Consider the following 14,373-nt stretch of genomic DNA (forward strand, 5'->3'; position numbering starts at 1 on the left):
GATTGCAAGGTAGAAATCCCTCCCGGGTTGCTTGGATGGACCCGGGCATCATATCATCCCTAAATGGATCCCCAAACCCCTTTTCCCGCCATCGCGGAGTGCCGGCGCATTTTCATCGGCGAAAGCGCCAATGCGGATCCCGAGCGCGAAAACGCCTTGCGAGCCTTAGGCTGGACCGTGGTCCGCGGGATCGGCTCGTCCCTCGATCCGGCCGCCTTCGACATCATCCTCTCGGGCAATCCGGAAAGCTTTCCCAGGGAATGGGCGCGGGACGCCGGCGTCGGCCGCCTATTGGCCGCCTGCGCCGACGGCCCTTCGAGCGCTTCGGGGTTGGAACCTTTTCCGATCCTGATCAGTTCCGATCCGAAGCGAGTAGAAGCATTGCGAAGCTCCGGCAGGGCGGTCCATTGGGTAGGGGCTTCGGGCGCGGGGCTTCTCGATGAAATCCTGGTTCGGCATTGGCGGTACTTGCGCCATCGCCTGCCCGCCGTGGATTGGTCGCGCATCTCCTACGGCCATACGGGAATCGGCCGCGAAGGCATCACCGGCGGCATGACGGAAGCCTGGAAAGACCAGGCCATCCCCCTGCGGCAGCGAGCCTTGGTGCAAGGCGAGCTTCGGGACATGTACGCGGGCCGCATCCCGCGGGTGTACCGGACCATGGCCGATGCCGTCCGTCCGTACGCGGCGGAAGGAATGGAACTCCTCGAAATCGGCTGCGCCAGCGGCTACTACTCGGAGATCCTGGAATACTTGCTGCCGTATCGGCTTCGTTACCAAGGCGCCGATTATAGCGAGGCCCTGATCGGCATGGCCCGGGACTTGTACCCGCAGACCCCCTTCCACGTGGCCGACGGCGCGGCGCTTCCGTTTCCGGATGGCCGCTTTCCGGTGGTGGTTTCCTCTTGCGTGCTGTTGCACGTGCCCAATTACCTGGAGCATATCCGGGAAACGATCCGGGTCTCCGGGCGGCTGGTCATCGCCCACCGTACCCCGGTGAGCCGCAATCGGCCCACCCAGTACTTGCGCAAGTTCGCCTATGGCGTGGAAACGGTGGAGCTGCTGTTCAATGAGAAGGAAGTCCTCGCGGCCTTCGCGGAGGGCGGCCTATCGCTGCGGGAGAGCATTGATGCGGGAAGCGATCCCGCCAAAGACGAGTACTGCTTTACCTACGTGTTCGAGAAGACGCCAGTGCAAGCGACGGCGACGGCGGCCGCGACGGGAGGCAAGGCTGTGCCCAAGGTTTATACGATTTCCCAGTTTACGCGGTTCAAGAACGGCAAACCCAATTCCCGGGGCGGGGCGGAAAAGCATTTCCACATGCTGGCCGAGGCTTGCGCCAAGGCCGGCTTCCCGTGCGAACAATTGGAAGTCGCCGATCCGCGTTTGCCCGCGCTGTTGGAGGATCCGGAAGCGATCTTCCTGGTCGATTCCTGGATGGGGGCCTTGGTCAAGCGCAGCCCCCGCGTACTTTCCTCCTGCATCAGCGTGTGGGCGGAAACCAACCTGGTCGCTTACGGAAATCCGCCCGACGATATGGCCATGCGCCAATTGGAATACTGGGGCCGGCCGACCACCACCGTAATCGCCCAGTGCGTCCTGAGCAAAATCCACCTGGAAAAATGGTCTCGTCATTTCGGCTATCCCATCACGCCCCATCTCCACGTGGTCCCGTTGGGGGTGGATACCGATCTCTACCATCCATCCGGGCGCGAACTCCCGCATCGCCTGGAGGATGCTCTGATCATCCATGCGGCGCCGCCGGGGAACCGCAAGAAGCGGCCCGACGTCTTCGAGCGCATGCGGGGCCGCTATCGCGTCGAGTGCCTGGATGCGGACATCGGCGAGGAACCGGAGAAATACCGTCGCGGCGACATCTTCGTGCACGTCCCTTATTCGGAGGACAATTGCTACTCGGTCATCGAGGCCATGGCCACCGGAATGGTCTGCGTGTTCTCGGATTGCGTGAATCCGGACAAGGATCAGCAAGTGGTGTTCGACAAGGGGATCGGTTACCTGCGGGGCGTTCCCTTCGCCGCCTACGTGAAGAGCGATGCTTCCCAGGAAGACATCGAGAAAGCCATCGCCTTGGCCTGGGAGAACCGAACCTACCTGATGCCGCGCGTCCTGGCGGTGAAGTATTACAACCTGGCCCAATGGGAAGCAGGCTGGCTGGACGCGATCCGAGCGGTGCTGGTCCGCACCGGTGGCAAGGCTCCGGAGAACCCGGAAGCGATGAAGGAAGCTTTAGTCGCGGAGGAAGAGGAAGTCGGGGATTGGGAGCCCTGGCAGCGCGCCGAACGGCTGGCGGCCAAGCTGGGAGCCGCCGAAACGTCCGCGCCGAAGAACCGACAGGCGAAAGCGCAATTGGCCATCGCCTGGCGGAATCGCGCCGATATGGTCGCGGCCAAAGGGGGAGACGGCGTCGTCATCGAAGAGACGATGGCCGCGCTCAAGGCCATGGGCCATCGCGCCGACCTGCGCCTGGAGCCGACCCCGGACCTTTCCGCTTACGACATCGTCCACCTGAACAATATCAGCCGTTCCCAGGATACCTTGGAGCACTTGCGGCACGCCAAATCCCTGGGCAAGCCGACCGTCCTCACCTCGCTTTACGAGGATATGGATCGTTACCTGGTGCCGGCCATGAAAACGGATTTGCTTTTCCGTTATCTCACGACCAGGGGCAAGGTGGTGCCCCTGGAAGCCCTGTCGCAGCTGCGGGGATCCTTCGAACTCGACGCCCACCCCCTCTCCGATCCCTTCGCCCGCAGGCTCGGCATCGGGGATCCGGAAAGGCAGGGTGAGATCCTCCTCGGCGTCGACCTTATCCTGACATCCGGCAGCCAGGAAAGCGAATCCATCCGCGCGAAGTTCGGGAAAACCGCGCCCATCGCCGAAATGCGCTATGGCTTCAACCGGGCCTATCGCGAAGCCGACGGCCGCCTTTTCGCCGAACGCCATGGCTTGCGGGACTTCGTCCTATGCGTGGGGCGCCTAGAGCCCCGCAAGAACCAATGGCAATTGATCGAAATCTTCCGGAGCCTACCCCGGCAAACCTTGGTGCTGGTAGGCGTATTCTCCGACCCGTCCATGGAGCCGCTGATCAAGGCGTACGCGCCGACCAACGTGCGCTTCTTCCCGCGCTTGCCGTTGGAAGAACTGGCTTCGGCCTACGCCGCGGCCCGCCTCCATGTGCTGCCGAGCTGGTACGAGTTGCCGGGACTGGTCAGCCTGGAAGCCGCTGCGGCCGGATCCAGGGTGGCCAGCACCGATTGGGGCACTTCCCGCGATTACCTCGGCGAATACGCCTGGTACCTGCCGCCTGACGATCCCGTAGCCATGCGGCGGGTCATCCTCGAGGCCTTGGACTCGGCCCCGAAGCCCGGCCTCAAGGACCATGTCCTGAACGGTTTCGGTTGGGACAAGACCGCCCAGGCGGCCGTGGAAGCCTACCGGCGGGTTCTTGATCGCTGAACGCCCGACGTGCTTTATCGCCCGAAGCCATGCTAAGATTGCGTAACCCGCGTCTCCGAGGTGAGCCATGATCATGGAAGACATCGAACTGGTCCGTAAGCTCCATGCCAAATACCAATTCCGCGCGCCGGTCGTGGATTTGGGAGGGCTGGAGTCGCCCAACGTGGCGCAATACCAGATCTCCATGCGCAAGGCCCTGGAAGTGGATGCGGGCGGCCGGAAGGTGAAGGTGCCGCATCCCGAACAACGCGATCGTTACGTGCAAATCGAACGCCCGTGGTCCTTCCTCGATCCCTTGTACCGCGCCTTGAATCCCGAATACGGCCATCCGCCCATCGAGGAGCTGCCGCAAGGCTTCCCGGACCATTTCGGGATGGCCATCATGGTTTCCGTCTTCGAGCACGTGGAGAATCCTTACAAGGTTTCCGACGCGGTATACCGCATCCTCAAGCCCGGCGGCTACCTATTCAACTCCGCGCCCTTCCTATTCCCCTACCATCCTTCGCCCGAGGATAACTTCCGATATTCCCCGAAGGCGTTGGAACGCATCCATCGCGAAAGCGGATTCGAATACATCGAAGGCGGCTTCCACGCGGTATTCCGATCGTCGGATGGGATAGGGGACACTAATGCGGAACGGTACCTGGATCCGCAGGCGATGACCTTTTCCTACGCCTTGGTGCGCAAGCCGCTTTAATCGAAAACGGGTCCGCTTTCATGTTGCTGGCCGCGGTAAAAGCTCCGGCAACACGGAAGTAGGCCGGTTCAGCCGTTCTGCCAGGTGCTGTTCTCTTTGCCGATGTTCCGGATCACGTCCAGAGCCACGTTGAAGCGACCCGACAGCACCGGCGAGCGGGGATTGTCGATCATCAGGTACCAATCGAAGCGGCTGCATTTGCGGTTGGGGCCGGGGTTGCCGCGTTCTTCGAAAGGGCTTTCCGGGCCGCCGCGATGGGCCTCGTAGGGGACGATCCCCGCGTTCCAACCATAAAGCATGGTCATTGGATCGATCGAATACCAATAGCTCTTGAGGGCCATGAGGTGCTGGCCCGACAAGGTGAGCTTGATCATGAAATCCCCGTCCTGGCGCGTGACGGGATGATCGCTATGATCGTTCTTCCACCCCGAGACGAAGCAAACCTGCGGATAGCGCTGAAAGGCCTCCAGGCATTTGTCCAACCAGCCTTTGGAGTAGATCAAGTCGTCCTGGTGGTAACTTATGATGTCGCTTTTCAGGGATGCCCGTTGGTTGCGGGCCTCGCGTATGTAATAGGCATCCTTGGCCTTGATGAGGGCGATTCCCGAGTTGATGGATAACGTGATCCCGACCGATTCCTTGTGGCGCATCACGTAGTCGAACGGAAAGGCCCCGCTAACGTCCTCGCCGCCGTCCACGATCAGGTAGGTGCGCACCCGGGACAGATCGGTGTTGGCGAAGAAGCTTTCCAGGGACTTCAAGATGATGTCCTTACGGGTAGGCGTGCGGCAGGAGACGGTGAACAGGCAATCGATCATGGTTTTCCTCGCGGTCCGCTACGAACCCATTTTTGAGACTGGTTCTTAGGGTAGGCCATATTTCCCCAGGAATTGCGGCCGCGCGCGCGCCTTCGCCAGCAAGGGCGGGAAGGCGTCCGGCGGGATGCGGGCGTCCCGCGGCGATAGGGTCCCGAACAGGGTGTTGCTCAACTCGATCTCCAGCACCAGGCGGTCCGAAGTCGTCGGTACCTTGCCCTTATGCCATCCGCTGGTGTCCTCGACGAAGAGGGTGCCTTTGCCGCCGGTGATCTCCAGGAGATCTTCCTTCGGATAGAAGCGGGCCATGTCCTGGTCGGGGATGCGCTGATAACCCCGGGCCAGCAGTTCCCCCGGCTTACGGCCCGCGCGATGGGATCCCCTGACGAAGCAATGGGGGCCGGCTCCGGAGTCGACGTCGGTCAGGTACACGAACCATTTCAGCCATTGCACGCGCTCCAGATCGAAATGGTACATCTGGGCCGCTTCGGAACTCGCTTGCCGATCGAATACCGGGCTCCACCACATTTGCACGGCATCCAGATTGGGCTTGGCGCCGAAGTAGGCTTGCGAGATCTCGTAAAGGCCCTCATCCGCCATCATCCGTTGGATCGCCGGGACGCGGATCAGGTCCGCCTCCTTGAAGTCGTATAGATTGCCGCGGGCCGAGCCGGTGGGGAAGGGCGCCGATTCCTGATCCTTGGTTTTATCGTCCTTGCGGTAGCATGGCGCGGTCCGCGCGTAAGCCACGAGTTCATCCACCCATGCTTCCGGCAACTTCTGCCCGAAGATGTGGATGCCATCGCGCTTAAGGTTCCTGGCCACCGCCTCCACTTCGGATCCGCCGAAATGCCCGAAGGCGCTCCGGCAACCCTCGGAAGGATAGGGAGGATTGTACAAGCGGATCAGGAAGGCCATGAAAGCGTTTGAGAAGGCGTTGGTGGCGCAGAAGAAATGGACCATCTGGCCGTATGCGGGTTCGGCGTTCCGGCCGGTGGCGGCGTAGCGTATGCCGGCCCTGGCCAAGTCCTCCATCAGCCGGGCCGCATCCGGATGCGCGAATCCCTGCACTCCCAAAATCGGGCCCATGAGGGTTCCCAGCAACCCCAAGTTGCATAGGGCGTGGCCTTCCCGCGCGATCAAGGTTTCCCGGCTTTCGGATTCCGGCGCGCCGAATCCCAGAGACGGCTTCGGCGGGGGAAGCGGGAAACGGAAGTGCGAGCATAGGGCGGCGGCTTCCAGGACGACGGCGTCGGTGGACAAGGGTTTGGCTTGCCGTGAATCCGCCAGGAAGGCATGTCCGGGATAACGCCAGAGGACGCGTAGATCGGGGCTATCGGCCAAGCGCTCTTGGGGGAGGGATTTGGGGTCGGCTACCAGTTCCTGGAAAGACTCCAGGGCCCGGGAGGAACCTTGAGGTCCGGCGTACTCCGCCGAGCTCATATCGATGAAAGCCAGGTTGAAATCCCCCGGCGGCGCCTCGCCCGCCAACAGGAACAGCAGGTGTTTCCTAAGTCCGCGGCGCAGCGCCAGGGCGTCCGCTTCGGAGGCCGGGTCGGCCAATACGTTCGCGACCGGTCCGAGCAAGGCGAGCAGGGCGGGGCTCGCCTCGGGGCCGGGCGCATGCGAAAAGCATCGGGCCAAGGCGGCCAGGGCTTCGGCGCGCTTCCCTTCGCGTAGGCAGGCAGGGGCCAAGCGCAGATCCGCTTGCTGCGCGCCCGCGTAATCGGCCATGCGCCAACGGCACTCCCGTAAACGGGCCCATGGTTCGGAGGCATCCACGGTTTCCGCGTAGCGGCCAAGGGCCCAGGACTCGAGATCGGGGCTCCCGGCATGGGCGGCTTCGGCAAGCGCCGCGTGGAAGGTCCCTCCGGCCATGAGGGCGGGCGGGATATTCTCTTCGAAGAAGCGGATGGTTTCCGGAAAGCCGCGCCGTTGGCGCGTCATGGCTGAATGCAGCTCGCGGACCAAGGCGGAAATCTCCTCCCCTTTCGGGTCGGTCGATGGGGTCACGGCATGATCCTTCCGGAAAGAGGGGCTCTCCGATTATGCCAAACCGGGTCCCGGCGGAGCAAGGCGATTGCGCGCCTCGGGCCCGAAATCGGATACTTGGGCATGGAATTCAAAAACCTGAAGGTGCTCGTCACCGGCGCCGATGGATTCATCGGATCCCATCTCACCGAAGCCCTGACGGAAGCCGGCCATAAGGTGCGGGCGCTGGCCTATTACAACTCCTTCAACGGCTGGGGCTGGCTGGATCGATTGCCCAAGGCCGCCTTGGACTCCATCGAGGTGCGCACCGGCGACGTGCGGGACTTCCATTGCGTCAAGGACGCGATGCAGGGTTGCGATGCGGTCTTCCATCTGGCGGCGCTGATTTCCATCCCCTATTCCTACCAGGCGCCGGAAAGCTACGTCGATACCAACGTGAAAGGCACCTTGAACGTGCTGCAGGCGGCGCGCGAATTGAAGGTGAAGCGCGTGGTGCATACCTCCACCAGCGAGGTCTACGGGACGGCGCGTTACGTGCCCATCGACGAAAAGCACCCGTTGATCGGCCAATCGCCGTATTCGGCTTCGAAGATCGGGGCGGATCAGATGGCGGTGGCCTACCATGCGTCCTTCGGCGTCCCGGTATGCATCGTCCGGCCTTTCAATACCTACGGGCCGCGGCAATCGGCGCGCGCGGTCATCCCGACCATCATCACCCAGATCGCCGCGGGCGCCCGTCGCATCCGGCTGGGAGCCTTGGATACCACGCGGGACTTCAACTTCGTGGCCGACACGGTGGCCGGTTTCATCGCCGCGGCCGCCGCCGATGGGGCGGTGGGCGAGACGATCAACATCGGGAGCGGTTTCGAGGTTAGCATCCGGGATACCGCGGCTTTGATCGCGCGCTTGCTGAAAAAGGAAATCGAGATCGAGAACGATGCCGAGCGCATGCGGCCCGAAGCCAGCGAGGTGTTCCGGCTGCTTGCCGACAATTCCAAGGCCAGGGAACTGCTGGGCTGGTCACCCGCCTATGGCGGGCTGGACGGCTTCGAGCGGGGACTTACCAAGACTATCGCATGGTTCTCCCGGCCCGAAAACCTGGCCGCCTATAAGGCCGGGATTTACAACTTATGAGCGTGCCGGCCCCCGGGGCCGCCGCGCCCGGAACCGCTCCGGACGCGTCCGGCATCCTCGCCGCCGTTCGCCGGGCGACGGGACGCGAGCGCATTCCCGCATTGCACGAGCCTATCTTCCGGGGACGGGAATCGGAATACCTCCAGGACTGCCTGACGACCACTTTGGTTTCCTCGGTGGGCCCGTACGTGGATCGGTTCGAGGTCATGCTGGCCGAGATCACCGGCGCGGGGCGGGCGGTGGCGACCGTAAATGGCACGGCCGCCTTGCACGTTTGCCTACTGCTGGCGGGCGTACGTCCCGGGGACGAAGTCATCATCCCGACCCTTACCTTCGTGGCCACCGCCAACGCCGTTTCTTATTGCGGAGCGGTCCCCCATTTGGCCGATGCCAACTTCGACGATATGGGGATAGACGCCGCCGCGCTACGCGCCTACTTGGCGGGAGCGACGGAAATCCATCAAGGCGAATGCCGCAATCGGGGGACGGGGCGCCGCATCCGGGCCGTGGTTCCCATGCATACCTTCGGGCATCCCTCCGATCTGGATGCGTTGGCCGCGGTGTGCGCCGATTTCCGGTTGGTCTTGATCGAAGATGCGGCCGAGGCTCTCGGTTCGCGCTATCGCGGCCGCCACGTCGGCAACCACGGATCGATGTCGTCGCTCAGCTTCAACGGCAACAAAATCGTGACCACGGGCGGGGGCGGGGCCATTCTCACTAATGACCCCGAATTGGGACGGCAGGCCAAGCACATCACGACCACCGCCAAGCTTCCCCACCCATGGGCTTTCCGCCATGATCAGATCGGCTTCAATTACCGCATGCCCAACCTTAATGCCGCCCTGGGTTGCGCCCAACTGGAACGGCTTTCGGAATTCCTAGCCGCCAAGCGGTCCCTCGCGAAGGCCTATCGCGATGCCTTCGCCGGCATGCCCGGGCTCCGCTTCGTCGACGGGCCGGCGGGGACGGAAAGCAATTTCTGGCTCAACGCCATTATGCTCGACGAGGAGCAGGCAGGATTGCGCGACGTGATCCTGGAGTTGGCGATGGAGCATGGCGTCGCTATGCGTCCGGCCTGGGTCCCGATGCACCAGATGCCGATCTATGCCGCATGCCCGCGCATGGTTTTGCGGACCGCGGATAGCCTCGCGCGCCGTATCCTCAACTTGCCCAGCGGGGCCGGCTTGGGAACCGACTGAGCGCCATGGGTTGGTCGGTCCGCGAGGATTGGGATCCGCAAGGGGCGCCGGACATTTACTTCACGCGCGCCTATGCCGATCTTTATCGCACGTCGCATTCGCTTCCGCTTCTCTTCGAGTATGGCGAGGGGGGGAAGATTTTCCGGTTGCCCTACCTGGAGTCTTCGGTGCGGGCTTACCTTCCCGATGCCGATCCGACTTGGAAGGACATGGAAACCCCTTACGGATACGGGGGATGGTGGTCCACCAGCGCGGATTCCGCTTTCCTGGCCTCCGCCGGACGCGCCTTGGAATCGGCCTGCCGGGAACGCGGCATCATCGCCGCCTTCATCCGCTTCCATCCCTTGTTGGGGAACCATGAACCGGGGATCGGGTTCCGCGTGATCGCCGATCGCGAAACCGTGTGCATGGATTTGCAGGATACGGATCCGTGGCGGAACCAGGTTTCCCAGAAGAACCGGAACATGATCCGCAAAGCTGAAAAGGCCGGCGTAGCCTTCGAGGTCGACGAAGGCTTCGGGGAACTGGAGGCCTTCGCGGGGTTGTACGCAGCGACCATGGAGCGTCTGGAAGCGACGGCATCGTATCGATTCGACGCGGGCTATTTCACCGGCATGGCGAAGGCGTTGCGCGGGCATGGTTTCCTGGCGCATTGCCGCCACCAAGGCGCCATCGTCGCCTCCGCCGCCATCATGCACTGGGGGCCGTATGGCCATTACCATCTTTCGGGAAGCTTACGGGAAGCGCAGAGCTTGGCCCCCAACAATCTGCTGCTCTATCGCTGCGCCCTGGAATTGCAGGCGCGCGGTTGCCGGGTGTTCCACTTGGGCGGCGGCACGACGACGGATCCCGGGGATCCCTTGCTCAAGTTCAAGCAGGCCTTTTCCCCGGGCACGCGGCGTTTCCATTTCGGAATGCGCGTATTCGACGAATCGGCCTATGCGCGGGTGCGGGAGCTTTGGGCTTTGACGCATGACGGGAATGCGGGCGGGGCCCGCGTGCTGTTTTACAAGGAATGAGGGAGGAAGCTATGACCTTTCCTGCGCGAGGGGTATTCATCATCGCCGAAGCGGGCGTGAACCACAACGGGTCCTTGGATCTCGCGCTTCGCCTGGTAGACGCGGCCGCGGAAGCCGGCGCGGATGCGGTGAAATTCCAGACTTTCAAGACCGAGAAGATCCTGACCCGGTCCGCGCCTTCGGCGGCCTATCAGGAACGGAACGTTGGCGGCGGTAAAACGCAATTCGACATGATCAAGGAGCTGGAACTCTCCTACGCCGATTTCCGCCGCGTCCAGGACCATTGCGGCCGGCGCGGCATCCGCTTCTTATCCACCCCGGACGAAGAAGAGAGCTTGGACTTCCTGGATTCCATCGGCATGGATCTGATCAAGGTGGGCTCCGGCGAGGTGGAAAACGTTCCCTTCTTGCGGAAGGTGGGGGCCAAGCGCAAGGACGTGATCCTTTCGACCGGTATGTCGGACCTGGGCGAGGTGGAAAGGGCTTATCATACTTTGCTTGCGGCGGGCGCGAAATCGGTGGCCTTGCTGCATTGCACCACCAATTATCCTTGTCCAATGGACGAGGTGAACCTGAAGGCCATGCTGACCTTGAAGGGCGCTTTCAAAACGCGGGTGGGATATTCGGACCATACCGACGGGATAGAAGTGTCCCTGGCCGCGGTCGCCCTCGGGGCCCGCATCCTAGAGAAGCATTTCACCCTGGACAAGTCCATGCCCGGGCCCGATCACAAGGCCAGTCTGGACCTTTCCCAACTGAAGGAAATGGTGCGCTGCGCGCGCAACGTCGAGGGCTGCCTGGGCGACGGCGTCAAACGCCCGGCGGCAAGCGAACGGGAGATCGCCCCCGCGGTGAAGAAATCCATCGTCGCCAAGCGCGCTGTTTCCCGCGGCGAATCGTTCGGCGAGGAAAACCTGACCGTGAAGCGGGCGGGCGGAAAGGGCGTTTCGGCGGCCCATTGGGACCTGGTGCTGGGGCGTAAGGCGCAACGGGCTTATGCCGAGGATGAATGCATCGAACTGTAACCGGCCACCGCGTCCGCGATCCGGTCCATTTCCGCCTGGCCATACCGTTGATCGATATGGAATGCGAGGATTTCCCGGGAGAGCGCCGTCCCGCAGTCGCGCCAATGGATGGCGGGAAAAATCCCCAGGGCGAAGCAGCGATCCCGCAGGGCATCCCGGAGGCGGAAGCGCGCCATGGCATAGGCGTAATCCCCGGGCAAAGTCGTGATGCCCGTCGCGGATAATCGTTCCGCCAAGTAGGCATGATTCCGCCGGCGTATCGCCTGCATGGCTCCGAAATCGAGAAGTCCCAATCCCTCCATTTCCGATTCGTGGGCGTAGACGATGCCCGGGTCCCCTTGCAAGGCCGCTTCCGCCGTGCGATAGAGGTCGAGGTATTCCCGCTCCAAGAGGGGGTCCGGGGTCCCGGCATAAGCGTCCTTGGCGCGCGTGGCCTTTCGCTTGGCACGGAAATAAGCGCTCTCCCTTACCGAACCGGATAAGGAACCCCGCCGGGAATAAGCGATCGCCACTTCCAGGCGGGCGAACTTACGCAAGCTGTTGAATGCGGCTTCCCCCCGGAATTCCGCCACTTCGAGCGGCGCATGGACGAAATCTTCGATGAGGGCCGCGCCCGCTTGCGCCGCCAGGGCCGCCGCGCGATCGGCATGCGCCGCATTCCGGGCATTGAAGTGGAGGAAGAGCAGGGCATCGCCTTTTTCCAGGTTGCCCGGCAGGCCTTCCAGGTCATCGTACCGCACGGGCTCCCAGGCGCGTTCGGCTTTCTGGCGCGCGCGCGCGATACTATCCATGCAGAAATGCGACGGGACCCAGACCCGCTTGGGTCCGCCCAGGGAAGCCAGGATGGCCGCCAAGGCATCGGAACCGGTTTCGAAACAGGCGCGTTCCGCGCCGCCGATCCGAGCCGGGAAATAACGCTCGGCATCGCCTCCTTGCGCGTTTAGGAAAGGCGCATTGTCCCCATCGCGGAATTCACCGCCGATGTAGGCCGGGCGGTTCATCCCCGGAAAACGCTTTTCTTCAAGGCCAGTTTGGACGGATCGGCCGCGGCCAGGGCTTCCAGGATGCGGGGAACGGCATGCCCGTCCCCGTATAAATTGGGGAGGCCCTGGATCCGTTTCCGGAATGCGGGGGCCAAGGCCGCCGGCACCGCCGCCAGGACGGCCTCAGGATCGGCGGCGACGTGGATTACGTTGGCGTTGGCGAGACGGCCTTGCTGCCTTTTACCCACGTCCAGTACGGGCAAAGCGAAGGTTTGCGCCTCCACCAGGCCGCTGGAAGAGTTGCCCAACATGAGGGCCGCGTAGCGAAGCATGGAACGATACCGCTCGGACCCCAGGCTGGGGAGATAGGTAACGCGTGGGTTACCTAAGGCCAAACTCCCGGCGCGGGCGTTGATTTCCCGGCCCCCGGGATCGAAATTGGCGGCTGTGAAAAGCAGATGGTAGGGCGTGGCGTTCAGCAGGCTTTCGGCTACCGAGCCCACAAAATCCGGCGTAATGGCATTGGCGATGGTTTCCGGATGAAAGGTGGCCAAAATAACTTGGGCGTCGGACGGAATGCCCAGGCTCCGGAAAAGGTCGATCCGCGGCAGGCAGTTTCCGGATGCGAGTTCGTCCAAGCCGGGTTCCCCCGAGACCGTGATGCGCCATTCCTCCTCTCCCATGGCCAGCAGATTCCGCTTATAGGTTTCGGTGGCGGGGAAGTGGAGATGGGCCAGCTTGGTGAGGGCATGCCTCACCTGATTGTCGATGGCTCCTTCCGTGACGTCGCCGCCGGAAACATGCGCGATGGGCACATCCATCACCAAGGCCACGGCGGCGGCGGCGAGCAACTCATAGCGATCGCCAAGCAGAACCAATGCATCCGGCTTGGATTCCGCGAAGTACCGGCCCAGCTGATCGGAAAGCTTGGCCAAGGCGATAGCCTCCGGGGCGGGAACCGGATGGGAGGAGAGGAAGGGGATTTCCCGGGCGATGGCGAACCCATCCGCGCGGATGCCGTTCACCGTGTTTCCGAACTCGGAAAGCAAATGGGACCCGCCCACGAGAAGGCGAAGGTTAAAGCGCCTATCGCCGGCAAGCCCGTTGAGCAGGGGCCGCAACAAACCGTATTCCGAACGATTGGTGGTCAATACGGCGATGTTCTGGAGCATGGATATTCCGGTTGCCGATGTCGGAATCGGGTTTCCCGATTCTCGCGCATTATCCTCAGGTTTAGATCGCGGTCCAGCCGCCATCGACGACCAAGTTGTGCCCGGTAAGGTAGCTGGCCGCATCCGAAGCCAGAAACACGATGGCGCCTGCCAATTCCTCGGGCCGGCCCATGCGTCCCATGGGGCAGCGGGAAGCGTAGTTGCGCAGGAAACTTTCCGATTGGCCGTCCTCGATGCCTCCGGGGCTCAAGCTGTTGACGCGCACCCCGTGAGGGCCGTAGTAGGACGCCAGGTAGCGCGTAAAATTGATCAGGCCGCCCTTGATGGCGGAATAGGCGGCCGCATTGGTCAGGGGAGTCCCTTTGTACAAGTTGAAATCCGGCCCGACCATCCCGTAAATGGATCCCATGTTCAGGATCGACCCCGAGCGGCGCTTGCGCATGGCCTCGCCCACGATCTGGCAACACAGGAAGTAGCCGTTCATATGCATGTCGACGTTCTGGCGCCAGGATTCGGGCTTGATGTCCTCGAACAGCGCGCCCCAATCGGCGGTGCGGGGATAAGCGTTGTTCATCAGAAAGTCGATGCCTCCCTCGCGCTCGCAAAGATCGCGGGTCATGGCCGCGACGGAGCCGGGATCGGTGATGTCCAACGGAACGCATTCCACGCCTTCGAATCCGGGAGAGGCGATGACTGCTTTGGCCCGTTCCGTATCGAGTTCGGCGATGTACACCTTGGCGCCGTGGGCTCGCAAGGCGGAGACCGCTTGCCGTCCGATCAGGCCCGCCCCGCCGGTTACCACCGCCACTTTGCCGGTCAAATCGAAAAGCGATCCCATCATGGGTCGATCTTCCGAATAT

11 protein-coding genes are annotated in these 14,373 nt (G+C 62.7%); 6 read left to right on the plus strand and 5 right to left on the minus strand.

Annotated features, from left to right (window positions below; genetic code table 11):
- The first annotated feature begins 63 nt into the window (after positions 1-63).
- Both JF616_16385 and JF616_16390 read left to right on the plus strand, forming a co-directional pair.
- Complete coding sequence (locus JF616_16385) at positions 64-3,477, plus strand: glycosyltransferase (GenBank protein MBW8889334.1); 3,414 nt, start codon at positions 64-66, stop codon at positions 3,475-3,477.
- A gap of 67 nt (positions 3,478-3,544) precedes the next feature.
- Positions 3,545-4,174 carry a methyltransferase domain-containing protein gene (locus JF616_16390; GenBank protein ID MBW8889335.1) on the plus strand — a complete coding sequence of 210 codons (630 nt, stop codon included), beginning with the start codon at positions 3,545-3,547 and terminating at the stop codon, positions 4,172-4,174.
- A gap of 68 nt (positions 4,175-4,242) precedes the next feature.
- Here the strand turns inward: JF616_16390 and JF616_16395 are convergent, their stop codons facing one another.
- On the minus strand, positions 4,243-4,992 hold the full coding sequence (locus tag JF616_16395; protein MBW8889336.1) for a glycosyltransferase family 2 protein: 750 nt from the start codon (positions 4,990-4,992) through the stop codon (positions 4,243-4,245).
- 45 nt (positions 4,993-5,037) lie between these two features.
- On the minus strand, positions 5,038-7,002 hold the full coding sequence (locus JF616_16400) for a hypothetical protein (GenBank protein MBW8889337.1): 1,965 nt from the start codon (positions 7,000-7,002) through the stop codon (positions 5,038-5,040).
- Positions 7,003-7,104: 102 nt separating this feature from the next.
- On the opposite strand from JF616_16400, the gene JF616_16405 reads away from it, so the two are divergent.
- The 4 genes from JF616_16405 to neuB are packed head-to-tail and all read left to right on the plus strand — an operon-like array spanning position 7,105 to position 11,358.
- A complete protein-coding gene (locus JF616_16405) occupies positions 7,105-8,115 on the plus strand; it encodes an SDR family NAD(P)-dependent oxidoreductase (protein MBW8889338.1) in 1,011 nt (336 codons plus the stop codon).
- Positions 8,112-9,314, plus strand: a complete 1,203-nt coding sequence (locus JF616_16410) for a LegC family aminotransferase (GenBank protein MBW8889339.1) — start codon at positions 8,112-8,114, stop codon at positions 9,312-9,314. The genes JF616_16405 and JF616_16410 overlap by 4 nt, the downstream gene beginning before the upstream one ends.
- Before the next feature lie 5 nt (positions 9,315-9,319).
- Positions 9,320-10,333, plus strand: coding sequence for a GNAT family N-acetyltransferase (locus JF616_16415; protein ID MBW8889340.1), 1,014 nt, complete (start codon positions 9,320-9,322; stop codon positions 10,331-10,333).
- A gap of 11 nt (positions 10,334-10,344) precedes the next feature.
- Positions 10,345-11,358, plus strand: coding sequence for an N-acetylneuraminate synthase (gene neuB, locus JF616_16420; GenBank protein MBW8889341.1), 1,014 nt, complete (start codon positions 10,345-10,347; stop codon positions 11,356-11,358).
- Here neuB and JF616_16425 read toward each other — a convergent pair.
- The 3 genes from JF616_16425 to JF616_16435 all read right to left on the minus strand — a co-directional run bounded on the left by JF616_16425 (position 11,328) and on the right by JF616_16435 (position 14,354).
- Entirely contained in the window at positions 11,328-12,359 is a 1,032-nt protein-coding gene (locus tag JF616_16425; protein MBW8889342.1) for a hypothetical protein, read from the minus strand. The genes neuB and JF616_16425 overlap by 31 nt on opposite strands.
- Entirely contained in the window at positions 12,356-13,513 is a 1,158-nt protein-coding gene (gene neuC / locus JF616_16430; protein MBW8889343.1) for a UDP-N-acetylglucosamine 2-epimerase (hydrolyzing), read from the minus strand. The genes JF616_16425 and neuC overlap by 4 nt, the downstream gene beginning before the upstream one ends.
- Positions 13,514-13,574: 61 nt before the next feature.
- Positions 13,575-14,354 carry an SDR family oxidoreductase gene (locus tag JF616_16435; GenBank protein MBW8889344.1) on the minus strand — a complete coding sequence of 260 codons (780 nt, stop codon included), beginning with the start codon at positions 14,352-14,354 and terminating at the stop codon, positions 13,575-13,577.
- Between the last annotated feature and the right edge of the window lie 19 nt (positions 14,355-14,373).

Source organism: Fibrobacterota bacterium (assembly GCA_019509785.1).
GTDB lineage: Bacteria > Fibrobacterota > Fibrobacteria > UBA11236 > UBA11236 > Chersky-265.

Bases quoted from the DNA above. Each gene is read 5' to 3' on its own strand.
- JF616_16385 (MBW8889334.1), top strand. From the start codon at position 64: ATGGATCCCCAAACCCCTTTTCCCGCCATCGCGGAGTGCCGGCGCATT.
- JF616_16390 (MBW8889335.1), top strand. From the start codon at position 3,545: ATGATCATGGAAGACATCGAACTGGTCCGTAAGCTCCATGCCAAATAC.
- JF616_16395 (MBW8889336.1), bottom strand. From the start codon at position 4,992: ATGATCGATTGCCTGTTCACCGTCTCCTGCCGCACGCCTACCCGTAAG.
- JF616_16405 (MBW8889338.1), top strand. From the start codon at position 7,105: ATGGAATTCAAAAACCTGAAGGTGCTCGTCACCGGCGCCGATGGATTC.
- JF616_16410 (MBW8889339.1), top strand. From the start codon at position 8,112: ATGAGCGTGCCGGCCCCCGGGGCCGCCGCGCCCGGAACCGCTCCGGAC.
- JF616_16415 (MBW8889340.1), top strand. From the start codon at position 9,320: ATGGGTTGGTCGGTCCGCGAGGATTGGGATCCGCAAGGGGCGCCGGAC.
- neuB (MBW8889341.1), top strand. From the start codon at position 10,345: ATGACCTTTCCTGCGCGAGGGGTATTCATCATCGCCGAAGCGGGCGTG.
- JF616_16425 (MBW8889342.1), bottom strand. From the start codon at position 12,359: ATGAACCGCCCGGCCTACATCGGCGGTGAATTCCGCGATGGGGACAAT.
- neuC (MBW8889343.1), bottom strand. From the start codon at position 13,513: ATGCTCCAGAACATCGCCGTATTGACCACCAATCGTTCGGAATACGGT.
- JF616_16435 (MBW8889344.1), bottom strand. From the start codon at position 14,354: ATGATGGGATCGCTTTTCGATTTGACCGGCAAAGTGGCGGTGGTAACC.